Genomic DNA, 23,260 nt, shown 5'->3' with positions numbered 1-23,260 from the left:
CCACCCTAACGATGAACGCCAATAAGGCAGTGAAGGCCTTCTTCAGCGAAGAGCCACCGGTGATCTACACTCTAACGATGCTGGAACCGACCGGACAGGGAGAGGTTGAGCCGGCCGAGGGCGACCATCAGTACAATGAGGCATCGGTGGTTAACCTTACGGCCACCCCGGCCGTGGGCTGGGACTTCGACAGGTGGGAGGTTGACGGGGCTTTCTATTCAAGCAATCCGACTACCACCCTAACGATGAACGCCAATAAGGCAGTGAAGGCCTTCTTCAGCGAAGAGCCACCGGTGACCTATACTCTTACGATGCTCGAGCCGACCGGACAGGGGAGTGTAATTCCCACCGTCGGGACGCACCTGTACGATCAGGGAACGAATGTCAACCTACTGGCCATGCCCGAAAAAGGCTGGGATTTTGAAGGCTGGTTTATCGATGGCGAGTTCTATTCAGACAATCCCTCCACTTCTATAATAATAAACGCAGATATGACTGCCATGGCGGTTTTTGCAGAAGAGGTGGATAAGGTCGATCTTTACATGAGCCTGAACGGTCGGGGTACAGTCGACCCACCTGAAGGAGGACCATACGAGTATGATCTGGGTACGGTCGTGAACATTTCGGCCACTCCCGCATCCAACTGGAGGTTTGTTGAATGGGTTGTTGACGGTATGGATTATTCAACCGATAAAAACACCACCCTTTTGATGGATTCTGACAAAGATGTTCTGGCCGTCTTCCGGTGCAACTGTGGAAATGTTAAGTTCGAGCACATGGAAGAGAGGTAGGTCATTGGGTATCTTTTTCGGCAATAGAATAGAGGAGGTGGGAGAGTGCGCCGCAAATTCCTGATTATGATGGTTATATCGTCTTTTCTCTGTGCGGTGTCCACATTTGCCGCACCCGGAAAAGTCCTCACCGTCGGGGCAGACGGCAGCCAGTATGAGAAGATCCAGGAGGCGATAGATGCCGCCGGGGCTGGAGACACCGTCAAAATACTTCCGGGAATATACATAGAGAACATAACGATAAATAAAAACCTGACAATAGTGGGAACTTCGAAAGAAGAAGTGGTTATAAGGGCCGCGTCGATCGATAAACCTGCCGTTTTCTTTCGGGGAGTCTCCGACTTTTCGATGGAGAACCTCTGTGTTGAAACTGTTGGAGCGGCTATAAACATCTCTAGATCTTCGGGCCGGATCATCGATTCACACGTTGCCGGAGGCAGGTTCGGCATATCTTTCAGTGGAAGCGGAATGACACTCAAAATAATAGACTCATACATAACGGCTCTGGCCGGAGCTGAGAGTGACGGACCCATCGGTACGGATCTGGTGGGTATATATGCCTACGGTGAAGCGTCGCTAGAGATCGAAAAGACGACCTTTGAAAGGACCGGAACCGGTGTAAGCCTCTCCAACGGAATGAATTTCTTGATTAAAAACAGCATCTTCAAAAGGAACACCATAGGTGTCGCACTAAACGGCACGGCCAGCGGTTCCTTGATTGAAAACAGGGTTTTCGAGAATGTCGAAAACGGGGTGCTCTTGAATATAACTTCTTCAGTGATCCTTACAGATAACATTTTTTACAGCAACTCGGGACACGGCCTGGATCTGTATCTGATAGAGTGCACGGAATGCGGTTGTGGAGGAACCGAATTCAACGGTACGGTCACGGGCTCTGGTAACCTTTTCGATTCGGAAGAGGAGATCTGCCCGATAGAGTACTGGGAGGACGGTTTCTTCGTCATCGACAGGGATTTGGCGGTGGATCGACAGTAACTTCTCGTATCTGACCTCGACCCTCCGCTCTTCACGGTGAATAGCTTTTAATGTTCTTCCAGAGGACGGGCTCTTCTAGGTACTTCTAGAACTGTCCGGTCAATTCCCTCAGAAAGGTTGGCAACGCGAAAGCCGCGGGGTGGATTTCGCTGTTGTAGTATCTCAAAGGAGCGTTGAAATCCAGGACTCTTTCTTCATCGAAGTCCTTAACAGGGTCGAAGGTTTTCGAACCGAGCGTGTAGGTCCACATGCCGGACGGGTAAGTGGTCATGAAACTGGTGTACATCCTGCATACGGGAAAAACCGAAGAGATCCTGTTGAAGGCTATGGCGACCCAGCCCTTGTCGTAGAAGGGATCCTCTGTTTCGGCACAGAAGACGCCATCCTTCCTAAGCGCGGCGTAGCAATTCACATAGAACTCTTTGGTAAAGAGGTGCCCGCCCTCGCCAGCTGTGGGATCGGTCGAATCTACGACAATAACATCGAAGCGGTCTTTGAACTTTCTGACGTAGTCGGCCCCGTTTTCATTCACTATGGTAGCTCTGGGATTATCCAGTTCGATCGACATTTCCTTCAGATATTTTCTTGAAGCCTCTATCACATAAGGATCCACTTCACACAGCACAGCCTCTTCGACCGAGTTGTGCTTCAGGACTTCTCTCAAGCTCCCACCGTCGCCTCCGCCTATTATCAAAACTCTTTTGGGATCGGGGTGGGTGAACAGAGGAACATGAACCAGCATTTCATGGTACATGAATTCATCGGCTTCGGTGAACATGGTTATCCCGTCGAGAACCAGGACCATCCCGAACTCGGGATGCTCGAAGATATCTATTCTCTGGTAAGGGCTCTGGTATGAGTAAACGAGTCGCTTCATTTTCATAAACAGACCGGCATTTCCACCGGTATAGTGTTCCATAAAGAGCATGTGGTTCAAGGTTCTCAGTTCACGGTCTTCCATTTTAATCTACACCTCCAGGTCGTATATAATAATTATTCAATTCCTCTCCAAGGATATAATACATCCACGCGGGCAAAATCATCTAATGTTATCAGACCCGAGCTTACGCTTTGCGCGAATGCGGAATACTCTTCAAATCTGGACAGCAAAGTAGATTCTATCACTTTGCAGGAAGGATAGTCAAATTTCCTGGCCTCCGATTTTCGCGCCGCTGCGACTTTTCCTGCCTTAGGCAGGAAGTCGGCTTTTTCTCCCGGTCAAAGGATGGTAAAATTGTAAACGAACGATTCTTTCTCGCAGGAGGATTCAGGTTATGTTCTTCAGAAAGGATTCGTGTATCGATCAATTCTTACGCCAGGAACCGCGATATCGGCCAAAATGACAGTTTCAATACAAGGGTTCTCACCCCTGCCCTACGGCAGTCGCGATGCAAAGTTTCGACAACGACGACCGAGGAGGTCGAGTATTTGAAGAGCAAAAGGTTCGATCTTTTTTTCATCCTCTTCCTGGCCGCAATGGTCTTTTTCGTTTACAGGCTTTACGGTTACCAGGTGAAGAGTAACGATAAATATGTTCAGCAAGTCGAGAACATAAGTCTTAGGTCCACTAGAACTCTATCCACCCGCGGCAGTGTATTGGATAGGTACTCTACACCGCTGGCCTGGGATGCACCTATTTACACCGTCAGGAAGAAGGTTGTTTTTCTGGCCGACGATCTGAAGCGTACGGTTATCGATGGCTTTGAAGACAGAGACAAAGCCGAATCCTTTCTCAAGAGGCTGGAGATGTACGGCAGCGTCGAAACCGATCTCCCGATCGCGCTTGCCGAACGTTTGAAAGAGTATCCCGAGCTCGAAGTGAGCGAGAGGATCATAAGGTATTACGCCGAAAACCCCGGATTGGCGCATGTATTGGGTTACCTGCGAGGAGACGGAGAAGCGGTCATGGGAGCCGAGAAGCAGTACAACGATCTGCTTACAGGAACTCCCGGAGAAAAAGTGATCAGGGTAGATAGCAGGGGAAACACCGTGGCGGTCGAGAGCGAAAGCTCCCCCCTTCCGGGAAATAACGTCGTGCTGACGATAGACGCCCAACTGAGCAGGTTCGCTTACGATAGACTGCTCGCCACAGGGAAGAACGGAGCCGCCGTAGTTATGAAGACCAACGGAGAGGTTCTGGCTCTGGTCTCGGTTCCCAGTTTCAACAACAACCTCTTCTCCAGAAGGATCTCTGATAGAGACTGGTTGAGGATGAACCTCGATCCATCAACACCACTGATAAACAGGGCGATCAGCCCCTTCTCACCCGGTTCAGTGATCAAGCCCTTTATAGCCATGGTGGCCCTGGCCGAAAGGTACGATCCTTCGATCGAAGTGAGCTGCGGGGGGAGTTTCCAGTACAAGAATACCAGCGGCGAAGTTCAGGGAATTTACAGAGACTGGTTCCTGTATGGCCACGGTGTAACGGGCCTGTCGAAGGCCATAACCGTCTCCTGCAACGTTTACTTCTACCAGCTCGGTCTCGAGCTCGAGATAGAGACTATGAACGTTTACGGCAAAAAATGGGGAATCTTCGAACCTACAGGTATAGATCTTCCGGGAGAGGGAACCGGGTTGCTCCCTTCTCCGGCCTGGAAAAAGGAAAAGACTGGTGAAGGCTGGTTTCCCGGTGATACTATCCTGACTTCTATCGGTCAGGGATATCTCAGCATCACTCCGCTCCAGCTGGCAAGGATGACGGCCGAGATAGCCACCAGGGGCGCCGAGGTTCTACCGTTCATCGGCCGGGAAAGATCGAGCGAGAGAGTTGTGATCGACCTGGATGACGAGAGCTGGGATCTCATGATCAACGCGATGAAGGATGTTATAAGCAAAGGCGGCGGCGCCGCCGAAAGTGGAACGGCATACACCGCCTTCAGGAACTTCCAGTGGCCCGCGGCCGGCAAGACAGGAACGGCCGAGCAGGGAGGTTCGCTGCCTACCCACTCCTGGTTCACAGGATTTACGCCCGTAGAAGAACCCGAGATAGTTGTTTCCGTTTTCGTTCAGGATGGCGGTTACGGTTCTGGACTGGCCTCCGAAGTATCGAGGGATATCATGGAGTTCTACTACGAAAACCGGAACCGATAGGTCAATCTCCGGTCGGAAAAGGCATTTCCATCTCCGATCCTTTCTCGTATCCAATCCTTCTTTCGTCCAGGAAGCCCGTAACTCTGGGCCAGTTTTCCTCGAGCACTACGATGACAGCAGAGACATCACCGGCGTAATCTACGCTCACAGTGGCGTAATCTTTCCCTTCACTCAAAAGGCGGGTGAAATCGTTCCACTGGCTATAACCGAGCCTGAATTTCAGTTCGAAACCCCTGCAATAATCGACTATTCCCGCCTTTTTAAGCGTTTCGAGAGCCGTGTTGCCATAAGCGTCTATCAAACCCCTTACTCCGAGCTTAACCCCGCCGAAGTAACGTGTCACGACAACGGTCACATCTGTCAATCCAAGGTGATCGATAGCCCCCAGTATCGGCATGCCGGCCGAACCGTGAGGCTCTCCGGCGTCGGAATAGTTGGCCACTTCCCTTCCGATGGCCGAGACCCTGTAAGCCCAGCAACTGTGGCTGGCATCGGGAAAGGCCACCGATATCTCCTTCACGAAGGCCCGGGCGTTTTCTTCGTCTCTTACCCGGGCGCAGTTACCTATGAATCTCGATCTTTTAATATTGACCTCGAACGTGGCCCTCTCTCTCAACGATCTGGTACAGCCCATTACTCCCCTCTCAAAAGCTTGTCTATGAACTCCATCGAAGGACCGAGGATGTATTTGCCATCGATAAGCGTACCCTCGTAAACTTCGAGCCTTTTCATGAATTCGTAGAACTCGGGATCCTGGTTATAGGCTTCGGCATATACAGTGAGAGCGGAGGCGTCTCCAGTACCGATAATTATGTCGGCTTCCTTCTGAGCTTCGGCAATTAGTATCTGTGCTTGCTTATCAGCCTCAGCCGTCAATTTTCTGGCTTCTCTGTCGCCTTCGGCCCTTATGAGCGAAGCCTCCTGTATTCTCTCCGATTTCATACGGTTGAAGACGGCGTTCCTGTTTTCATCGGGCAGGTCGGCCCTTTTCACCCTTACCGAGACTATCTCCAGGCCAAAGTCGGCCATATCCCTGGCGGAAAGCTTCGTTATCTCGTCCAGAACGTCCGTCCTCTGGCCCGAGATTATATCTTCGAAATCGAGTTTGCCGAAGGCGTTTCTGACGTTCGAATAGACGACGTCGTCTATTCTGGTGAGGGCTATCTGCTCCGACTTCATCGTCTCGATGAACTTCTGGGGATCTACTATCTTCCATAGCGCATAGGTATCCATGAGAATCGTCTTCTTGTCTCTTGAGTAGATCCTTTCGGCATCGACGTCGTATATCTGAAGCCTCTTGTCGAACTTTCTGACCGTGTCAACGAAGGGGGTCTTAAAGTACAGCCCCGGTTCGGTAATGGAGTTGCGGATCTCTCCAAACCTCAGCACAACGGCCTGTTCGGTTTCATCTATGGTGAAGAAGAAGCCCGGCAGCAAGACCAGGGCGAGAATCGCAACGACCGCGATCGGTATAATCCACTTGTACCTCATCATTTACCACTCCCTTCCAGATCAAGGAGTTTCAAAATCCCGCTGTCATCGAGGACTATGTATTTATCGTTGCCTTTGAGTATCTTGTTGAGTGTCTCAAGATACAACCTGGTCCGCGTCACTTCCGGCGCCTTCGAATACTCCTTCAGGATCGCCAGGAACTTCTCGGCCTCGCCTTCGGCCTTGAGTATCCTCTCCTGAGCGTAGCCCTCGGCGACTCTGGTGAGTTGGGCCGCTTCTCCCTCGGCTTTGGGGATGAGGTCGTTCCTGTATTTCTCGGCCTCATAGATCAGCTTTTCTTTATCCTGTTTGGCACTGTTAACATCGTCGAAGGCGGTTATCACCTGCTGTGGCGGGGCCACCTCCTGTAGAAAGACGTTCTTGACAATAATACCGGTCTTAAGATTGTCCAGTTCCGCCTGGACCCTGGCGGCCGTTTTCAAGGATATCGCATCCCTTTCGGTGGTGAGTATGGCGTCGATAGTGTTGGCCGCGACTTCTTCCCTGAGTACAGATTCAGTCGTGAACTTGACTATATCGCTATCACTGACGATGTTGAAGGCGTACTTCTCCGGCTCTCCTATGTAGTACTGTATCACCAGTTCCACCAAAACGATATTTCCGTCACCCGTAAGCATCAACGATTCGTTCGCCACAGACTGGTAAGTACCGGTCCTGACTGTTCTGAAACCTATCTCCTGTTTTCGAAGGTTAGAGGTATCCACCACCACGGCGCTCTCTATAGGGTAGGGCAGATGATAACCCAGTCCCGGCCCCACCGTACGGACATACTTGCCGAACCTCTTTATGAGCCCGACCTGATCGGGTCCCACCAGGAAGAAACCGCTCAGGAAGTAAATCGCAACCACCGCCAGTATTACCAGTACGCTTATCAATCCGGTCCAGCGGAAGTTTTTCCCTCTATTGTGTGTCACAGATCCGGAAAACCCGTCGTCCGGCTCTTCGATTCTCACATCGACCATTATTCAACCTCCCTCCACAATTCTATCTCGGTACTGAGAGTCACTCCGGTCGCTTCGAGCACAGATTCCTTTAGCTTTTCAATTAGTAGTACGACATCGGTGTAACTCGCCTTTCCCCTGTTGACTATGAAGCCGGCGTGCTTGCTAGAAACCTGCGCATCGCCGACCGAAAGCGTTTTCAAGCCCAGCTTCTCGATGGTCGAACCCACGAAGAAGTCCTGATAGGGTCTTACGAAAACGCTCCCAGCGCTCGGAAAATCCAGGGGCTGTTTTTCGAGACGCTTCCTCAATATCTCGCTCATCTTGCTCTCTATAGCTTCTCTTCGACCGCTAACAAGCGAGAATTCGACGTTCATTATTTTGTAGCCCCGTTCTTTGAAGAGACTGTGCCTGTATCCGAATCGGCATAAAGAACCCTCTATCGAATGTAAATCGTAGTTTTCATCTATGTACTCAACAGATTTCACCAGAGAACCTATCTCACCACCGAAAGCTCCGGCGTTCATGTAAACGGCGCCACCCACTGTACCGGGAAGACCAGTCAGAAACTCCAGACCGGTAAGGCCTTCCGAAAGGCAGAGCCAGATGAGAGTGTTTACCGGTACACCGGCCTGTGCCGTGACGGAGGTGCCGTCGATCCTGACGGCATTTAGGTGAGCGGTAGATAGAACTATTCCCCCGTAATGTTCCGGACAGACAACGTTCGAACCTCCACCTATGAGCCTGTGTGGTATCTTCTCGCTTTCCACCAGTTTCAGGATCTTTATCATGGAATCGACGGAATAGGGACTCACGAAAAACGGGACTCTTCCCCCTATCCTCATGGTGGTGTGCCAGCTCATAGGCTCTTCTAACCTGATATCGGCACCTTGCATGTACAGATCGCCGAAGTATTTTCTCAGATCTCTTTTTGCCATATATAGAGCCTTTCCATTATTTCCCTTCCGTTGTCGAGTTCTAGGAGAACATCTTTCAATTTGGCGTTTGAAGAGAGCAACATATGGAGACCTTCGAGCACGAAGGCCCTGGTGGATTTGTCGAATTTTGTGTCGTAATACATCCGGGCCAGCGTTTTCACCCCTTCCGGAGAAGCGGTCAGGCTGATAGCCATGATCAGCTGGTCTCTGGAACTTTCATCGTCGCTCTCCTGCAAAAGCAGCGAAAGGATACCGGCCACCTTCGAACCTTCGCCCAGCCGGGCGAGAGCTTCGTATATTACCGCCTGCGATCGCTCGTCATCGAAGCGTCTCAGTAGATCGTAAAGGTAAGGCACGGCCTTTTTGTCTCCCAGTTCCCCTGCCAGATCGGCCAGATAGAGGATAGAGATATCCTCGCCACCCTCTCTCAGTCTCTTCAACAATTCCGGAGAAGTCCTCCCACCCAGCTGGAGGAGTGCCTCGAAACAGATCTGCGCTGTTTCATCGTCTTCGCTCACCATAAGATCCAGGAGAAGCGGTACGGCTTCTTCTCCCTTTTCCTCAACTATTCTATCTATCAGTTCCTGCCTTTCCACTCTTCACCTCTCAAGCCACTCATTTCAACGAGCTCTCTCTCCCTTTTTTCTCCGGAGAGTTCCTCTATTGTAGATATTGTATCAAGTTCAGATTGTTCTTTCCTTACGGCGAAGTGCCTTTCTGCTCTCGAAGCTATCTGGGGAAGGTGTGTGATTACTATCGATTGCACTTTCGAAGAGATCTCCAGCAGCTTCTCGGCCACCACCTGGCCCAGACGCTGCCCCACTCCGGAATCGACTTCGTCGAAGACGATGGTTCTTATGTCAAGCTGATCTTTAAGTGTCGATTCGAGCGCCAGCAGACACCTGGAAAGCTCACCCCCGGAGGCCACCCTGCCGATCTCCATGAACTCCATACCGGGGTTCGTCTTGACCATGATAGAGACCCTGGAGGTACCGTAGTATTTAGGCTCCTCCTCCTGGAACAGTCGAAACTCGAGTTCGGCGCCCTTCATTTTCAAGTCCTCTAGATGAACGCGGATGTCCCGGGCCATCTCGATCGCCCTTTTCTCTCTTACGCCATCCAGAACTCTTCCGACCTCCCTCAGCTTCTGAAGGTAGATCGACTCCTCTTTTCGTAATTTCTCTTCAAGCTTTTGAAGCTCCTGGAGCGACTTGAGTTTGCTTTTGAACTCTTCGCAGCTTTGGAGTATATCGCTCACCGTCCGGCCGTACTTCCTTTTTAGCCCCTGAATCAGGGAGATGCGCGCTTCGATTGCTCTGAACTCTTCCTCGTCCATCTCGAGACCGTCGCTTTCTTCTCCAACGAGATTGTAGAGTCCCTCCAGTTCCTCCAGTGCCAGCTGAACATGTGACAGCCACCGGGAGTATCCGAAGCTCTCGACCTTCGTGACCAGCGACAGGATATCGTTCAGCGAATTGTAAACAGACTCGTCGCCATCCTTCAGACGATCCATGAGCTCCCGGAAGGTTTGAACCAGGAACTTCCCGTTTTTGTATTTCCTGTACCTTGTCTCGAGCAGGCCGTCCTCGTCAGGTTTCAGTTCAGCCTGCTCTATCTCGTTTATTTCGAAAACAAGGAAGTCCTTCTCTCTTTCGATCTGAGAAGGATCCATCACGAGCGAATCCAGCTCTCTCTTTATACTGGAATACCTGTCGTAAAACTCCCTGTACTCCTCCAGAGACTTCTCGCCCTGGAGGGCGTGATCGAGTATCTGATAGTGTCTGTTCGAATCCAGCAGGGCTACGCTGCTGTGCTGCGAATGGATCTCTATAAGGTCTTTGAAAAGAATCTGGATCATCTGCCTGGGCACCATTCTGCCGTTCAATCTGTATATAGTTCTCTGACCGGTGAAATTGACGCTCACCAACAGTTGATTGCCGTCTCCAATCTCTATTCCAAGCTCTCCGATCCTCTTTAGAATCGAGTCCTCCACGGAGAAATTGGCCTCTATGTTTCCAGACTCTTCACCGGACCAGGGCGGAGGGAAACCAATGGCAGTCCACAGCGCCTTCAGGAAGATGGTCTTCCCGGCACCGGATTCTCCAGTGATGGCATTCATTCCCCTAGAGAACTCGACATAGAACTCTCTGAAAGTGAAGAAATTCCTTCCCGCCAGCGAAAGTAACATCACATTCCCCCATTTTCGAAAATAGGCTAAACCACCCGACGGAGATCACTGATATTATACTATCCTGTGTGTCAAGAGGCGCAGGTCGTTTTATTGATCAGTCCACAAGAAGAATGAAGGAAGACTCCGGGTAAGACGACGAATGAGAACTGTAACTGTACCAATCGACATCATTTACAGCGGTTATTTTGTGCATTCCATAAATCCGAAACTAGTTGAGCCGATTCATGTTTCGGAACTGTCAGATCGATAAGAACCCAGAAATTTGAAGTAACTGCAACGGTTTCTGATTGATTCGATAGCCTCTTCTACTTTCCTTGCAGCAATAGTTCCTTCGAAGTCAACGAAGAAGAGATAGTGCCACATCTCCCTTTTGAAAGGCCTTGATTCTATCTTTGTAAGATTCAGATTGCGATTCGACAACTCTCCAAGAACCCTGAACAAGGCGCCTGGTAGATGTTCCGTAGTGAACATTATTGATGTTTTGCATCCCTCAGTGCATTTCACAGCTTCTCTTCCCATTAAGAAGAACCTCGTCGAATTGGTTTCCATGTCTTCGAAATTTCTACTCAAAATATCCAGCCCGTAGGTTTTCGCTGCAAGTTCACTTGCTATTGCTGCCGTGAATGGCACCTCCGAAGTTGCCAGATCTCTTGCTGCACCTGCCGTGTCATAGTATTCCTTCGGCTCAAATCCCTTTTCTTTTATATGTTCTGAACACTGTGCCAGAGCCTGATGATGAGAAATAACATATTTTATCTCCTCGATTGACCTCCCCTTTGGAGCCATGAGGAAGTGCTCAATTCGAAGAATGACTTCAGCCTGGACAAGGAGATCGCTCTCTATAAGGGCATCGTAAGCAGGAATTACTGTACCGGCCAGGGAGTTTTCCACCGGTAGAATAGCATAGTCTGCCTCTCCTTCATTCACAAAATCCAGCATCTCCTGGAACGATCTGCACGGTAGTGTAACAGGCGTTTCTCCTAAAAGCTTTCTTATGGCCTGCTCTGAATAAGCCCCATGTTCCCCCTGAAAGGCGACGATATTTCTCTCCAAAGGAATTTACCTCACTTTATTAGAGAATTGTTTGCTCAATTGCTCTCAATTTTACCAGCAAAAAAATCGAATTTTGAAACGAGAGGCCCAAAGAGATGTTACGAAGACCTTGTCTGTTAATATGCAGCTCGATTTTTCTCTTCATCTTTTTCCTGTTCATTTGGAGCAAGATTAAGTAGATAGGTGAGGATGGGGTTCTCTCCGCCGGAAAGCAATTGTTATCTTTTCTGCCTTGACAGTACGGTTGCCACTCCGTATAATCTTCACTGTGATGTTTATTCTGGAGGTAATGTTATTATGAAAAGGACATATCAGCCATCGAAGGTCAAGAGGAACAGGACTCATGGTTTTCTTGTGAGATCCCGTACGGTTGGCGGTAGAAAGGTTCTCGCCAGCAGAAGAAGAAAGGGAAGAAAGAGACTCGCTGTGTGAAATCAGAGGATCAGTCCCTGAAAAAAACAGAGATTATAAGAAGGAAGGCAGACTTTGACAGGGTTTTCAAAAAGGGAAAATCGATAGTTGACCCTTTTTTTGTTGCCTTATTTGTTCAGAATAGTCTGCCTTTTTCTCGTATCGGCGTATCGGTTAAGCGCAAGTTCGGCAAGGCGACTTTGAGAAATAGGCTCAGACGACTCGTTAAGGAGGTTTACCGGACGGGAAAAGAAGACTTCCCCGAGGGTTATGATATACTCTTCATTGCAAGAAAGGATTTATCAGACCTGTTTAGACGAAGAGAAGTTTCGTTTTTTGAGATTCAAAGGGTTTTGAGAAGAATCGCTAACAAAATTGGAGAAATGCCCGATGAAAAAGATTGTACTTTTCCTGATAGATTTCTACCGTAAAAAGATCTCTCCAAGGACCCGCCCCCGATGCAGGTTCTATCCCACGTGTTCTTCGTATACTTACGAGGCTGTCGAGAGATTCGGCGCTTTCAAGGGCCTGATTCTCGGCACATGGAGAATTATGCGTTGTAACCCCTTCAATCCCGGCGGGATCGATGAAGTTCCAGACCATTTTACATTAATTAGGAGGCACGAAAGATGAGAAAAACATTGACAATGTTTGTCCTACTTCTCTCAATTTTCACACTTTCGCTCATGGGCGCAGACCTGATTACTCAAGAGGGAACCAACACCCTAATCGTGTCTGGAAAGACGCTGAGAATAGTCATAGACATCGAAAAGGGGCTTCTCACGGGTGTAACCAGCTTCGCGGACAATAAAGGGGTCGAGTTCTACGCATACAATGAAAGCCTGGGAAAAGATGGCTTCAATATCTTCGATCAGCAGGGCAACGAACTTCTACCCCAGTCATTCTCGCGCACAACTGACGCAGAAGGCAACGTAATAGTGGATTTCTTCTACCAACAGGGTCGGAAAAGCTTCATCATACTCAACAGCCCGTATTACGATTTCAACGTCGTAGTAGATTTCAACCAAACCGTCGAGGTCGCTTTACCCTTCATATCTTACAATAACCAGACGCTAGGTCCCAATTCGAGTTACTATCTGACCTACGACAAATTCAGCGGTCAGAAGACTCTCTTCGCCATTGCCTCGCAACAGGGCTCTTTCAAATTCCAGCGATATGTCAGCGATGGAGGCAAAGGCGTTCTAGAGGTTTTCGCCGGTCCTATGAGGCTGATTCACGTCAAAGAGGCTCTCCCCGATTATTACGGTGCTCTCGTCAAAGACCTCGAAGGTTTTGGTGCAGTCAATTTCTTTTCCTGGATCTATCACGGTATAGTTTATTTTCTCTTCTGGCTTTACCAGTGGTCGGGTAACTTCGGATGGGCACTGATACTTTTCACGATAGCCACCAGGTTTATACTCTATCCGCTTTACCACATACAGACGAAGTCCATGCTGATGATGAGAATGCTTCAGCCGGAGATCGAGAAGATAAAAAATAGATACAAAGATCCCAGGAGACAACAGGAAGCCATGATGGCCCTCTACAAGGAAAAAGGTTACAATCCAGCTTCCGGTTGTTTCCCGATCTTAATTCAATTGCCGATTCTGATAATTCTATACAACGCGATACGCTATTTCAGCGAAGTTATGGCTTACACGCCAGGCTTCCTTATATGGAGCGATCTTTCCGTCGGTGATTTCATCCAGAACATCCCATTCATAATCATTACCATCGTGGTCGGCGTATTCAGTTCGCTCCTCACTGCACAGGATGCACGTTCGGCCAGATCGGGCGTGATTATGCAGCTCATCTTTCCGATCCTCTTCGCGACCTTTCCATCTGGTCTGCTTCTCTACTGGACTACCCAGAGTGTTCTTCAGCTTCTCATAAGCTGGGTGGTTTACAAGCGACATGGAATAAAGGGTCTCACGTTGAGGCAGATGCTGGGACTGCCTGAAAAACCGGCGAAATAGTATTCAGTTGCTCTCATGGAGGTGTTAATGTGAAATCGTACCAATTCAAGGCCGATTCTGTCGAGGAAGCGATCCGACTGGCCCGCAGGGAACTGGACGCTTACGAAGACGAACTGGATATAAAGATAATCGAAAAGGGTTCCAAAGGCTTCCTCGGAATCTTCGGCACGAAAGAGTCAGTAATTGAAGTCTCTCTTCACGATAGTCATTCGGAAAGGAAACTGTACGAGTATTTGAAGGGTATTCTCGGCAACTTCGACGAAGAAGTACTCTCGGAAGTCAAGCTGGTTGGAAGAACCTACAGGGTAAAAATAGAGGGCGAGAAGATCTCCAGGCTGATTGGCAAGCACGGGAAGACCGTGGCCGCCCTGCAGCATATTCTAAATATCTACGCCAATAGAATGGCACAGATAAAGGTCAACGTCACCGTCGATGTGGGCGATTACCGTTACGAGAGAAAGAAACTCGTCGAAGAGATAGCCCACAGAACGGCCAAGTCGGCCCTGTCGAAGAAGGGCAAGATAGTTATGGAACCCATGTTCTCTTTCGAGAGGAGACTGGTTCACGAAGTAATATCCCAGTACCATGATTTGAAGAGTTATTCAGTCGGTTTTGAACCTTACAGAAAAGTAGTTGTCGAATACAGTGAACGAAAATACAGAGACGATCGTAGAAAAAGCGACCCGGTCAGAAGGAGGGGATACGGAGATGCCGGACAGCATCCAAGTAGGCAAAGCGCATGAGGTAAAACCCCAGCTCATAGACAACGAAAAGGTCAAAAAAGTGCAGAAGAGAGTGCTCATAGGCAAGTCAAAAGGGGCGAAGAATTTCGTGATGAGGCTCTTCACTGTCGAAGAGGGCGGCTACAGTCCTCTCCACAGTCATCCGTGGGAACACGAGGTTTATATCGTATCGGGGAATGCGACGGTTGTCACACAGGAAGGAGAACAACCGGCACAGGCGTGCAGCTATGTTTTCGTTCCCGCCAATGCGGTTCACCAGTTCAAGAATAGCGGAAAAGGTAACCTCGAGTTTATCTGTGTTATTCCAAATACGGCCGACGAGGAATAGAATATTAATACATAAAGAAGTAATTTGAGACACAAGGAGGGACCAGCCATGCCGTTTTACAGGTATGAATGCGAGGATTGTGGTAAGACAACGGAAGCCTTCCAGAAAATGTCCGACGAGCCGTTAAAGGTCTGTCCATCGTGCGGGGGACACCTCAAGAAACTGCTGAGCAGTGTGGGAATAGTCTTCAAGGGCGGCGGATATTATTCGACCGATTCCAAGAAAACATCGAGTTCGAGCAGCACTTCAACGGTTCCTTCGAAAAAAGACTGATCAGAAGACATCTAGAGACAGATATGGAACAGCATTGGTGGAGAGGGGAGAGTAAAGTCCCCTCTTCGCTTTTTCGTAGGCCGCGACAGCTATCATCGCCGCGTTGTCAGTGCACATGCCGATCGGAGGAAAGAAGACCCGTATTCCACATTTAGAAGCCATATCAATGGCTCTCTCTCTGAGAAGAGAGTTGGAGGCCACCCCACCGGCCAAGGCGATCTTATTCACGGCCAGGCTCTGCGCGGCGTCGAAGGTTTTAGTCACCAGCGAATCGACTATGGCTTCCTGCGCCGAAGCGGCTACATCTTCGACCGAAACTCCGGGATTCCTCTGGAGGAAGTAGAGAACAGACGTTTTAAGACCGCTGAAGGAAAAATCGTAGTTTCCCTTCTCCTGCAAGGGACGGGGAAAGCTGTAAACGGGTGAGCCGCCTCTGGCGGCTTTCTCTATCTCGGGTCCACCCGGATATCCAAGACCCAGCAGTCTGGCTATCTTATCGAAGGCCTCCCCGGCGGCATCGTCACGCGTCCTTCCGACCATTTCAACTGTGTTCCATTCCTCCATGAGCAGTATCTCGGTATGCCCTCCGGAAACCAGGAGCACCATGAAGGGCGGCCTGAGATCGGGACACGAGATGAGGTTGGCGTAAACGTGACCGTAAAGGTGGTTCACGCCTATGAATGGCCTGTTCAACGAGATGGCCAGTCCCTTGGCCACCGAAAGGCCTATCAGCAGCGATCCGACAAGACCCGGTCCCATCGTTGCGGCGAAAACGTCTATTTCTTCAAGAGTCAGGCCTGTCTCTTCCACGGCCTGGAGGACCAGACGATCGACTATCTCCAGATGCTTTCTGGAAGCTATCTCCGGCACGACGCCACCGTATTTTTTGTGGACGTCTATCTGCGAAGATACCAGCGATGAAAGAACGCGGCCATCTTCAACGATGGCCACGGCCGTTTCATCACAGGAACTCTCTATGGCAAGGATTTTCATCAGGCCGATTCTCTCGAGATTATCTTTGGAGAGGCGTTTTTGATTATGACGTCCTCGTTTATGACCACCTTTTCGACGTTGGTCATGGCGGGGATGTCGTACATTATATCCAGCATCACCTGCTCGATGACGCTCTTGAGGGCGCGCGCGCCAGTTCCCCTCTTCATGGCTTTGCTGGCGATGGCCGTCATGGCCGCATCGGTGAACTCAAGTTCCACTCCGTCAAGTCCGAGAAGTTTCTGGTACTGCTTGAGTATGGCGTTTCGTGGCTCGCTCATGATCCTTTTCAAGTCTTCCGCGTCCAGGTCGTTCAGGGTCGCCAGAACCGGGAAACGGCCCACGAACTCGGGGATAAGGCCGTACTGTATCAGATCGTCGGGAACGGCTTCCTGAAGTATCTGGCCGAGCCTCAATTGGTTCTTGCTCCTCACCTCGGCGCCGAAGCCCATCGACGAGTCGAGAACACGCTGCTTTATTATGCTGTCCAGCCCGTCGAAGGCACCTCCCACAATGAACAGGATGTTGCTGGTGTCGACTTTTATGAACTCCTGATAGGGATGTTTCCTTCCTCCCTGCGGCGGAACGTTGGCCACCGTGCCTTCGACTATCTTGAGTAAAGCCTGCTGAACGCCTTCGCCCGATACATCTCTGGTGATAGATGGATTGGGAGACTTCCTGGCGATCTTGTCTATTTCGTCTATGTATATTATTCCCAGCTGGGCCTTTTCGACGTCGAAGTTCGAAGACTGGAGGAGTCTCAAAACTATGTTTTCGACGTCCTCTCCCACATAACCGGCTTCGGTCAGCGGCGTGGCGTCGGCTATCGCAAATGGAACGTCGAGTATCCGGGCCAGGATTCGGGCAATCAAAGTCTTTCCCGATCCGGTGGGTCCAACCATCATGATGTTCGATTTCTCTATCTCAACGTCCTCAACATCGTTGAAGACTCTCTTGTAATGGTTGTACACCGAAACGGAGATTATCTTCTTGGCCTTTTCCTGACCGATAACATATTTGTCCAGTTCCATCTTGATATCGGCCGGAGTCGGTAGCTTTTTCCCCGGTCCTTTTTTGGCTTTTTGATCCTGCTGTATTATGTCGTGGAATAGATCGACACATTCGTTGCAGATATAACCTTCCGTTCCCGATATGAGTTTCTTGACCTGCGAGGACGGTCTTCCACAGAATGAACAATGTCTTTCGAACGGCAACACTTTCCCTCCCAATATTTACTGTTTTTATTATACACTGTAATAGAAATGCACGCATCACGGAGGAACCTCTATGAAAGCCTTGATCGTTGATGGTTATATAGATGAACCGGCCGCCTTCGGTGTGCCGCCTTACATTTCGCCAAGGATAAAAGTCGTTGCCGGCGCCTTTTTGCTGAAAGGGTTCGATGTTGACTATCTTACAATAGACTTGGTGAGGGAGAGAGATCAGTGGAACAGATGCCTAGACTACGATTATCTGGTCATCCACGGAGGTATAACCACACCTGGAAGGTATCTGGGGGGCACTCCGATTTCCAGCACGGAGATCTCACGCCTTCTCAACCTTTGCGACGGACCGGTGAGAATAGTGACCGGCTCCATAGTTTCGGCAGGATACACGCTCAGAGGTGGTACAACGGCTTTCAACCAGGATTTCAGTCAGAGAGGTACTCGATCCTGACGTATTGCATATAGACAACGGTAATCCGATCTTCATCGCCCGTCATGAAAGGGAGACAAGAAAGGCTCTCGAGAGCATAGTCAGGTACGACACCTGTGGTGATACGATCTCCTTCGGCGTGGAAAGCTTCGACACACGGGTACGGGAACTGAACAACCTCGGTGGCAGTGTGGAAGATATACGCAGAGCCATAGAGCCGGTGAACGAAATAGGCGGCCAAAGGGTGGACGGAATTCCAAAGCTTCTGCCTGAGGAGTGATCCCCGCTTTCAACGAAGGCCAGATCTTCTTCGGCAGACCGCTCGGCACCTATCCGATTCTGGTGGGATCGCCCGTCTCTTTTAAGGGGAAGACGGATATTGCCGTCACCGATCACGGAATGAGATCGATCACCGGTCTTCCACTGGGAACGGATATCGACTCGCTTGGTGAGAGGGAGCTGAGATACATACCGGGCATCGGCAGAGATCGGGCCAGAACGATCGTTTTCAAGAGGCCTTCGGTTACAGGGGAACTTGCGGAGATAGTCGGAAGTGATACAATCAAGACGATGTCGAAACTCGGACTTAAACTGGGGGGTAAGGAAATTTGAAAGGTAAAGTGGTAATCATAACTACGGGCGGAACGATCGCCATGATCACCGACCCGGTTTCAGGCGCATCGATACCGGCGCAAGGGATCAACAAGCATGTGGCGAACATAAAAGGTCTTGACGAACTGGCCGATGTTGAACATATAGAGTTTTCAAACGTCCCCAGTCCTTACATAAACCCCGATACTATGTGGAAGCTCTCGAGACTCGTTTTTAAAACCCTGAGCAGAGACGATGTAGCGGGCGTCGTGATAACCCATGGAACGGACACTCTCGAGGAGACAGCGTATTTTTTGGATCTCACCGTGAATAGCGAGAAACCGGTCGTCTGCACCGCGGCGATGAGAAATATAGACGAGATGGGAACGGACGGTCCCAGAAACGTTCTGGCTTCGGTGAGGGTCGTTCTCAACTCTCTTGCTATAGGTATGGGAACGACCGTCTGTCTCAACGAAGAGATTCATGCCGCGCGCGAAGTCACCAAGACCTATACCAGCAATGTGGCCACTTTCGACTCACCCGGTCACGGACCGCTGGGGATAGTGGATGAGGACACGGTCATCTTTTTCAGGAAACCTCTTCTGAGGGCCACTTTCAATGTGGAAAGGATAGAAAACAGAGTGGCTCTGGTCAAAACCTTCACCGGAGACGATGGCTCGATATTGAAATCTCTGCCAGAACTGGGATATAAAGGCGTCGTCCTAGAAAGTTTTGGAAGGGGTAACGTGCCGGTTGAGGTCTATCACGTAGTAAAATATCTGATAGAGGAAAGGGGTATGCCGGTAATTATAACCTCGAGGTGTTTCAAAGGTCGTGTTCTTGGAGTTTACGGTTACATCGGTGGTGGAAAAAGCCTCGCCGATATCGGAGCTATATTCGCGCAGGAACTATCTTCCATGAAGGCCAGGATAAAACTCATGATCGTAATGGGAATTACGGACAACCGGGAAGAGATCGAGAGACTTTTCCGTCTTCCTTTGAAGGGGGCTTGACGTGCTTCGAAACATCATAAAACAACCGCGCTTCATCGCAGCCGTTTTCACTTTGATATACTTGATCATCGGTCTTGTAGTCTTCTCTATTTCACTCAGAACGGCCGTCATAGTCTTCTCGACTTTCACGGTGGTTCTCTTTCTCGAACCCTGGACCAGACTCGCTCAGAAATACTTCAAAATAAAGCGGTCACTCTCCCTCGGTTTCGGGCTGGTGATAATCTTCGTAGGGCTTATAACGCTTATTGTCTTCTTGACGACCCCGCTGGCAAAGGAAGCGTCGAAGTTCTACAACATCGTCGTCGATTTCTTCCCGTCGGTCGAAGAGACCAAGATAACCTCCTTCGAAGTGAACACCAACATAGACAGGCTCCTCTCGGACGAAAATTTCGCGACCGGTTTGACACAGGAAGAGAAGGGCTCTCTTGAGTTCCTTTCAAAGGATCTAAAGAGCTACTACGCCGAGATAATGAAGACAGTTCCCACGATGGAGACCCCCTTCGAGAAAGAGTTGAAGAGCATAGAAGAGAGTCTCAGGGAAAAGGGAAACTACATAGTAATCATGAGCAGCGACCAGACCAGAGAGGCTAGCTACGAAGAGTTGAACGATGTGACTTCCAGATATCTCTCTCCGTCGAATGCGGCAATGTTATCGCAGGAGCTTCTGGCGAATGCGATGCAGGTTCAGTCGCAGGAACTGTGGCGCGAAGTGGTAGCCTATTTCATGCCTAAGAACCTCGATCCGGCCAGGCAGGCGGCCACGTATGAAAGCGTCAGAAACTTCTTGATTCAGGTACAGAACATCCTAAGAGAGTTTCTGCCAAGCCTTCTGGAAAAGGTTCCCAGTTTCATCACAAGTACGGGGCTGGTGATTTTCTTCACCATAGTGGGGGCGATCTATCTAAGTTACTACTTTCTCTCGATAAAGGAGATAGTACCCAAACTCTACCCGAAGAAAGTCAGGAAGATAGCGACTGAATTTCTCTCCGATACTTACAAAAACCTGGAAAGGTACGTCATCTCCATCGTTCTGGTTGCGATCATAGTGGGCATCGTGGTGGGAATAGCAATCAAGGCGATGGGACTGAAATACAGTCTGTTGATGGGTTTGTGGGCCGCTTTCACCAACCTCATACCGATCGTGGGGGTACCCCTGGAGTTCATACCGCTCTTACTACTGGCGGTTTCAACACAGAACATCGTGCTGGTCTTGATACTTCTCATCGTCTTGACGATCGTTCACGCGGCGGCCTTCATACTCTTCCTGGTATTCATGAAGGGCTACAACAGGATAAATCCGGTCATGATAATACTGATGATAGTCGTCGCAGGACAGCTCTTCGGACTGTTCGGGGCCATAATCGCCGTCCCCTTCGCGATACTGATAAAAATGCTCTGGATACATTTCGTATCGCCGCTGCTGGATGAGGAGTAGTCAGCGGATGGTGCCTCCTAGCCTTTTGAGCATGTAGGAAAAGTCGATATTACTCACCGCATAGTTTATTTCCATACCGTGGAGTTTTGCGAATCACGCAATGGACTTGTTCAATATACGATTTGTAGACGTTTTCTGTTGCTTTAATTTGGAATTAGATATCTCACGGGCAAAAAAAGTGTGACAACCTTCCGCCCTTTCTTACCATACAGATGTTGAGACTGAGAAGCTTATCTGGCAGCCAGGTGATTTGACGGAACACTTTTATAAGCTTCAGATAAGCTCTATCACAGAATCAGGCAGGCATCTCCGAAGGAGAAGAATCTGTAACGTTTTTCGACGGCCTCCCTGTAGGCTTCCATGATCAGTTCCCTTCCGGCAAAGGCCGACACGAGCATAAGTAGTGTCGATTTCGGCAGATGGAAGTTCGTTATTAGCGAGTCTATCACGCCGAACTTGTAGGGAGGATAGATAAAGATGTCCGTCGAACCGCTGTCTTCCACCAGTCTTCCGTGCCTGGATACGACGCTTTCGAGCGTCCTGACCGTGGTAGTTCCGACGGCCACCACTCTCCCGTTCCTTTCTCTTGTACGGTTCACGGCCTCGACGGTTTCGGACGATAGTGTGTAATACTCTTCGTGCATTTGATGTTCTTCGATCCTCTCGCTTTTCACCGGTCTGAAGGTCCCGATTCCGACGTGTAGCGTTACGTACTCTATTCCCACACCCTTCTCGCTTATAATCTCGAGCAGTTCGGACGTGAAGTGGAGTCCGGCGGTCGGAGAGGCTATCGACCCCTCTCTCTTCGAATAAACCGTCTGATAGGATTCCGGGTCCTCCGGATAGGTGTGAATGTACGGGGGTATGGCCAGCCTGCCGACGAGTTTTATCTCGTCGTCCCTGGCACCCTTGAAATCCAGCAGCCTGCTGGAATCGTCACAGTGCTCTACAACTTCGCAGTCCAGACTGCCGAAGATCAACCTGCTGCCCTTCTTCACTTTGTTTCCCGGCCTGACTATGGCCTTCCACAATCCCCGGTCGATTTTTTCGATGAGGACTGCCTCGGCGGAGGCTCCGGTATCCTTGCGGCCGATCAACCTGGCCGGAATAACCCTGCTGTCGTTCATCACGAGCGTATCGCCGGGGTTGAGATACTCGATTATCTCCCTGAACGATCTGTGATCGAACGATTCACGGGCTCTGTCGATAACCAGCAGCCTTGAGCTGTCGCGGGGTACCGCAGGTTTTTGCGCTATCAGCTCTTCGGGGAGGTAGTAATCAAAGTCCGAGGTTTTCATCTATCTCCTCCGGTCTGACTAATATCAGATCTCCGGCGCCGTGTTCAAGGTACCTGTCGTAGGTTATCACCACGGCGTCGTGCTGTCTGGCGAGACGTATGATCTTCTCGTCGGCCGGCGAGTAAGTCTCAACCTGCGGCAGCGAAAGCCATCTGGCGAGCCTTTCCTGCTGGAAACCGCCTATGGTGTAAGCAATGTTCCCATCGAAGACCACGCGAAAGGGAAAGAGTGCGACCCGCGATTTCGCCATGTTCACGAAGAGGTCGTCCAGCCGGGCCAGATCGGGAGCGTCCTGCCTGGAATAGACTATATTGCTTCCGTCTATCACTACCTGTCTGTGAGAGCGAGAAAAGAGAACCGACCTGACGTAAGGGTGAACGGACTTAAGCTCACGCGTCAGCCTCTTCAAAAGCTCCCTGTCGAGAGACTGTACTTCTTCTCTCAGCGTTCTGAGTTCTTTGAGATTGGTGAAATCCGTCGCCTTTATCCGCACGTCGATATCGAGTTCTTCGCTGGTTTCTTTCTTGAAGCAGAGGGCCGACTCCAGCATGATGTAATTCATCACGCCCATCTCCTGGAGCGAACCCGTTTCTTCGATCCATCTGGCGTAATCCTCAAGACTCTCCACTTCACCCTTCAAAAGGCCGTTGACCGGCGGGTTGTTCCTCGGATCTACTATGAAAAGGAGGTGTCCGACCGGTCGCGCCGGCAGGTTCATAAGTCCGCTCACATACTCTACTCTTTCCAGAGGCGAGCGATCCCTCTCTCGCAGGATGTCTATGGTGAACTCCAGCTCTTCGAAGGAGAGACCGGAGAGTTCAGGGATAATCCTCTTCAACTTTCCGAGAACAGTTCTTTCCAGGGGATTCTTTTTTAGAAACTTTGCATATCTCTCCAAACTGTCTTTCCGCTTCCCGTAGAAAGAGTAGAAACCTTCCGACGAGACGTTATCTATTATTCTCGATCTTATCGCTGCATTCAAGCAAAAAACTCCTCTATTCAGAATATGGCCATCTTCAAGTCTTTGACACACT

The 23,260-nt window shown here is 49.9% G+C and carries 27 protein-coding genes; 15 read left to right on the top strand and 12 right to left on the bottom strand.

Annotated elements, in window-relative coordinates; genetic code table 11:
• Positions 1-791: InlB B-repeat-containing protein (locus PKX57_RS06750; protein WP_472416499.1), on the top strand; the 791-nt coding region annotated here is incomplete at its 5' end.
• Between the two features lie 45 nt (positions 792-836).
• Complete coding sequence (locus PKX57_RS06745; protein WP_472416497.1) at positions 837-1,787, top strand: right-handed parallel beta-helix repeat-containing protein; 951 nt, start codon at positions 837-839, stop codon at positions 1,785-1,787.
• A gap of 85 nt (positions 1,788-1,872) precedes the next feature.
• Here the strand turns inward: PKX57_RS06745 and speE are convergent, their stop codons facing one another.
• Positions 1,873-2,748, bottom strand: a complete 876-nt coding sequence (speE, locus tag PKX57_RS06740) for a polyamine aminopropyltransferase (RefSeq protein ID WP_213920723.1) — start codon at positions 2,746-2,748, stop codon at positions 1,873-1,875.
• Positions 2,749-3,215: 467 nt separating this feature from the next.
• On the opposite strand from speE, the gene PKX57_RS06735 reads away from it, so the two are divergent.
• A complete protein-coding gene (locus PKX57_RS06735) occupies positions 3,216-4,877 on the top strand; it encodes a penicillin-binding transpeptidase domain-containing protein (RefSeq protein WP_472416495.1) in 1,662 nt (553 codons plus the stop codon).
• 1 nt (position 4,878) lies between these two features.
• Here PKX57_RS06735 and PKX57_RS06730 read toward each other — a convergent pair whose 3' ends face one another.
• The 7 genes from PKX57_RS06730 to pheA all read right to left on the bottom strand — a co-directional run bounded on the left by PKX57_RS06730 (position 4,879) and on the right by pheA (position 11,512).
• Positions 4,879-5,511 (bottom strand): YigZ family protein, encoded by a 633-nt coding sequence (locus tag PKX57_RS06730; RefSeq protein ID WP_213920721.1) that lies wholly within the window; start codon positions 5,509-5,511, stop codon positions 4,879-4,881.
• The gene (gene hflC / locus PKX57_RS06725) at positions 5,511-6,368 is read right to left on the bottom strand and encodes an SPFH domain-containing protein (RefSeq protein ID WP_213920720.1); all 858 of its coding nucleotides are present in this window, start codon (positions 6,366-6,368) and stop codon (positions 5,511-5,513) included. The genes PKX57_RS06730 and hflC overlap by 1 nt, the downstream gene beginning before the upstream one ends.
• The gene (hflK, locus tag PKX57_RS06720) at positions 6,368-7,351 is read right to left on the bottom strand and encodes an FtsH protease activity modulator HflK (RefSeq protein WP_472416493.1); all 984 of its coding nucleotides are present in this window, start codon (positions 7,349-7,351) and stop codon (positions 6,368-6,370) included. Before hflK ends, hflC begins: the two co-directional genes overlap by 1 nt.
• The gene (gene murB / locus PKX57_RS06715; RefSeq protein ID WP_213920718.1) at positions 7,351-8,268 is read right to left on the bottom strand and encodes a UDP-N-acetylmuramate dehydrogenase; all 918 of its coding nucleotides are present in this window, start codon (positions 8,266-8,268) and stop codon (positions 7,351-7,353) included. The genes hflK and murB overlap by 1 nt, the downstream gene beginning before the upstream one ends.
• Positions 8,250-8,864: a HEAT repeat domain-containing protein gene (locus PKX57_RS06710; RefSeq protein ID WP_213920717.1), complete on the bottom strand. Its 615-nt coding sequence runs from the start codon at positions 8,862-8,864 to the stop codon at positions 8,250-8,252. Before PKX57_RS06710 ends, murB begins: the two co-directional genes overlap by 19 nt.
• Entirely contained in the window at positions 8,846-10,456 is a 1,611-nt protein-coding gene (locus tag PKX57_RS06705) for a DNA repair protein RecN (RefSeq protein ID WP_472416491.1), read from the bottom strand. Before PKX57_RS06705 ends, PKX57_RS06710 begins: the two co-directional genes overlap by 19 nt.
• A 225-nt stretch (positions 10,457-10,681) precedes the next feature.
• Positions 10,682-11,512, bottom strand: coding sequence for a prephenate dehydratase (gene pheA, locus PKX57_RS06700; RefSeq protein ID WP_169698125.1), 831 nt, complete (start codon positions 11,510-11,512; stop codon positions 10,682-10,684).
• A 297-nt stretch (positions 11,513-11,809) separates the two neighbouring features.
• Between pheA and rpmH the strand changes: the two genes are divergently transcribed.
• From rpmH to PKX57_RS06665, 7 genes are read left to right on the top strand one after another with little or no spacing between them, the layout of a single operon-like run.
• Positions 11,810-11,944 carry a 50S ribosomal protein L34 gene (gene rpmH, locus PKX57_RS06695; protein ID WP_169698126.1) on the top strand — a complete coding sequence of 45 codons (135 nt, stop codon included), beginning with the start codon at positions 11,810-11,812 and terminating at the stop codon, positions 11,942-11,944.
• On the top strand, positions 11,941-12,354 hold the full coding sequence (gene rnpA / locus PKX57_RS06690) for a ribonuclease P protein component (protein WP_213920714.1): 414 nt from the start codon (positions 11,941-11,943) through the stop codon (positions 12,352-12,354). Before rpmH ends, rnpA begins: the two co-directional genes overlap by 4 nt.
• Positions 12,314-12,556, top strand: a complete 243-nt coding sequence (yidD, locus tag PKX57_RS06685) for a membrane protein insertion efficiency factor YidD (protein WP_169698128.1) — start codon at positions 12,314-12,316, stop codon at positions 12,554-12,556. Before rnpA ends, yidD begins: the two co-directional genes overlap by 41 nt.
• Positions 12,553-13,899 (top strand): YidC/Oxa1 family membrane protein insertase, encoded by a 1,347-nt coding sequence (gene yidC / locus PKX57_RS06680; protein ID WP_169698129.1) that lies wholly within the window; start codon positions 12,553-12,555, stop codon positions 13,897-13,899. The genes yidD and yidC overlap by 4 nt, the downstream gene beginning before the upstream one ends.
• A 29-nt stretch (positions 13,900-13,928) precedes the next feature.
• On the top strand, positions 13,929-14,642 hold the full coding sequence (gene jag / locus PKX57_RS06675) for an RNA-binding cell elongation regulator Jag/EloR (protein ID WP_213920711.1): 714 nt from the start codon (positions 13,929-13,931) through the stop codon (positions 14,640-14,642).
• Positions 14,608-14,970: a cupin domain-containing protein gene (locus PKX57_RS06670; protein WP_214050486.1), complete on the top strand. Its 363-nt coding sequence runs from the start codon at positions 14,608-14,610 to the stop codon at positions 14,968-14,970. The genes jag and PKX57_RS06670 overlap by 35 nt, the downstream gene beginning before the upstream one ends.
• 48 nt (positions 14,971-15,018) lie before the next feature.
• Positions 15,019-15,243 (top strand): FmdB family zinc ribbon protein, encoded by a 225-nt coding sequence (locus tag PKX57_RS06665; protein WP_213920709.1) that lies wholly within the window; start codon positions 15,019-15,021, stop codon positions 15,241-15,243.
• Here the strand turns inward: PKX57_RS06665 and tsaD are convergent, their stop codons facing one another.
• On the bottom strand, positions 15,244-16,236 hold the full coding sequence (tsaD, locus tag PKX57_RS06660; RefSeq protein ID WP_213920708.1) for a tRNA (adenosine(37)-N6)-threonylcarbamoyltransferase complex transferase subunit TsaD: 993 nt from the start codon (positions 16,234-16,236) through the stop codon (positions 15,244-15,246).
• The gene (gene clpX / locus PKX57_RS06655; RefSeq protein WP_472414688.1) at positions 16,236-17,447 is read right to left on the bottom strand and encodes an ATP-dependent Clp protease ATP-binding subunit ClpX; all 1,212 of its coding nucleotides are present in this window, start codon (positions 17,445-17,447) and stop codon (positions 16,236-16,238) included. Before clpX ends, tsaD begins: the two co-directional genes overlap by 1 nt.
• 73 nt (positions 17,448-17,520) lie before the next feature.
• Here clpX and PKX57_RS06650 point away from each other — a divergent pair, with 73 nt between their 5' ends.
• From PKX57_RS06650 to PKX57_RS06630, 5 genes are read left to right on the top strand one after another with little or no spacing between them, the layout of a single operon-like run.
• A complete protein-coding gene (locus PKX57_RS06650) occupies positions 17,521-17,910 on the top strand; it encodes a hypothetical protein (RefSeq protein ID WP_472416489.1) in 390 nt (129 codons plus the stop codon).
• 4 nt (positions 17,911-17,914) lie between these two features.
• Positions 17,915-18,169 carry a hypothetical protein gene (locus PKX57_RS06645; protein ID WP_470745842.1) on the top strand — a complete coding sequence of 85 codons (255 nt, stop codon included), beginning with the start codon at positions 17,915-17,917 and terminating at the stop codon, positions 18,167-18,169.
• Positions 18,166-18,501, top strand: coding sequence for a hypothetical protein (locus PKX57_RS06640; RefSeq protein ID WP_472416487.1), 336 nt, complete (start codon positions 18,166-18,168; stop codon positions 18,499-18,501). The genes PKX57_RS06645 and PKX57_RS06640 overlap by 4 nt, the downstream gene beginning before the upstream one ends.
• Positions 18,498-19,493 carry an asparaginase gene (locus PKX57_RS06635; RefSeq protein ID WP_470745844.1) on the top strand — a complete coding sequence of 332 codons (996 nt, stop codon included), beginning with the start codon at positions 18,498-18,500 and terminating at the stop codon, positions 19,491-19,493. Before PKX57_RS06640 ends, PKX57_RS06635 begins: the two co-directional genes overlap by 4 nt.
• Before the next feature lies 1 nt (position 19,494).
• Positions 19,495-20,928, top strand: a complete 1,434-nt coding sequence (locus tag PKX57_RS06630; RefSeq protein WP_213922526.1) for an AI-2E family transporter — start codon at positions 19,495-19,497, stop codon at positions 20,926-20,928.
• Between the two features lie 287 nt (positions 20,929-21,215).
• Here PKX57_RS06630 and queA read toward each other — a convergent pair whose 3' ends face one another.
• The gene (queA, locus tag PKX57_RS06625) at positions 21,216-22,226 is read right to left on the bottom strand and encodes a tRNA preQ1(34) S-adenosylmethionine ribosyltransferase-isomerase QueA (RefSeq protein WP_213922527.1); all 1,011 of its coding nucleotides are present in this window, start codon (positions 22,224-22,226) and stop codon (positions 21,216-21,218) included.
• Positions 22,207-23,208, bottom strand: a complete 1,002-nt coding sequence (locus tag PKX57_RS06620; RefSeq protein ID WP_213922528.1) for a ribonuclease — start codon at positions 23,206-23,208, stop codon at positions 22,207-22,209. Before PKX57_RS06620 ends, queA begins: the two co-directional genes overlap by 20 nt.
• Positions 23,209-23,260: the final 52 nt, after the last annotated feature.

This window comes from Mesotoga sp., from assembly GCF_035363035.1.
GTDB lineage: Bacteria > Thermotogota > Thermotogae > Petrotogales > Kosmotogaceae > Mesotoga.
Note: the sequence above shows the minus strand (reverse complement) of the source record. Positions and strands in the feature narration are given on the sequence as shown.

Excerpts from the sequence above, each read along its gene's own strand:
- murB (WP_213920718.1), bottom strand. The coding sequence starts at position 8,268 with ATGGCAAAAAGAGATCTGAGAAAATACTTCGGCGATCTGTACATGCAA.
- PKX57_RS06650 (WP_472416489.1), top strand. The coding sequence starts at position 17,521 with ATGAAAGCCTTGATCGTTGATGGTTATATAGATGAACCGGCCGCCTTC.
- yidD (WP_169698128.1), top strand. The coding sequence starts at position 12,314 with ATGAAAAAGATTGTACTTTTCCTGATAGATTTCTACCGTAAAAAGATC.
- PKX57_RS06670 (WP_214050486.1), top strand. The coding sequence starts at position 14,608 with ATGCCGGACAGCATCCAAGTAGGCAAAGCGCATGAGGTAAAACCCCAG.
- PKX57_RS06730 (WP_213920721.1), bottom strand. The coding sequence starts at position 5,511 with ATGGGCTGTACCAGATCGTTGAGAGAGAGGGCCACGTTCGAGGTCAAT.
- yidC (WP_169698129.1), top strand. The coding sequence starts at position 12,553 with ATGAGAAAAACATTGACAATGTTTGTCCTACTTCTCTCAATTTTCACA.
- speE (WP_213920723.1), bottom strand. The coding sequence starts at position 2,748 with ATGGAAGACCGTGAACTGAGAACCTTGAACCACATGCTCTTTATGGAA.
- queA (WP_213922527.1), bottom strand. The coding sequence starts at position 22,226 with ATGAAAACCTCGGACTTTGATTACTACCTCCCCGAAGAGCTGATAGCG.
- tsaD (WP_213920708.1), bottom strand. The coding sequence starts at position 16,236 with ATGAAAATCCTTGCCATAGAGAGTTCCTGTGATGAAACGGCCGTGGCC.
- rpmH (WP_169698126.1), top strand. The coding sequence starts at position 11,810 with ATGAAAAGGACATATCAGCCATCGAAGGTCAAGAGGAACAGGACTCAT.
- PKX57_RS06705 (WP_472416491.1), bottom strand. The coding sequence starts at position 10,456 with ATGTTACTTTCGCTGGCGGGAAGGAATTTCTTCACTTTCAGAGAGTTC.
- PKX57_RS06665 (WP_213920709.1), top strand. The coding sequence starts at position 15,019 with ATGCCGTTTTACAGGTATGAATGCGAGGATTGTGGTAAGACAACGGAA.
- hflC (WP_213920720.1), bottom strand. The coding sequence starts at position 6,368 with ATGAGGTACAAGTGGATTATACCGATCGCGGTCGTTGCGATTCTCGCC.
- hflK (WP_472416493.1), bottom strand. The coding sequence starts at position 7,351 with ATGGTCGATGTGAGAATCGAAGAGCCGGACGACGGGTTTTCCGGATCT.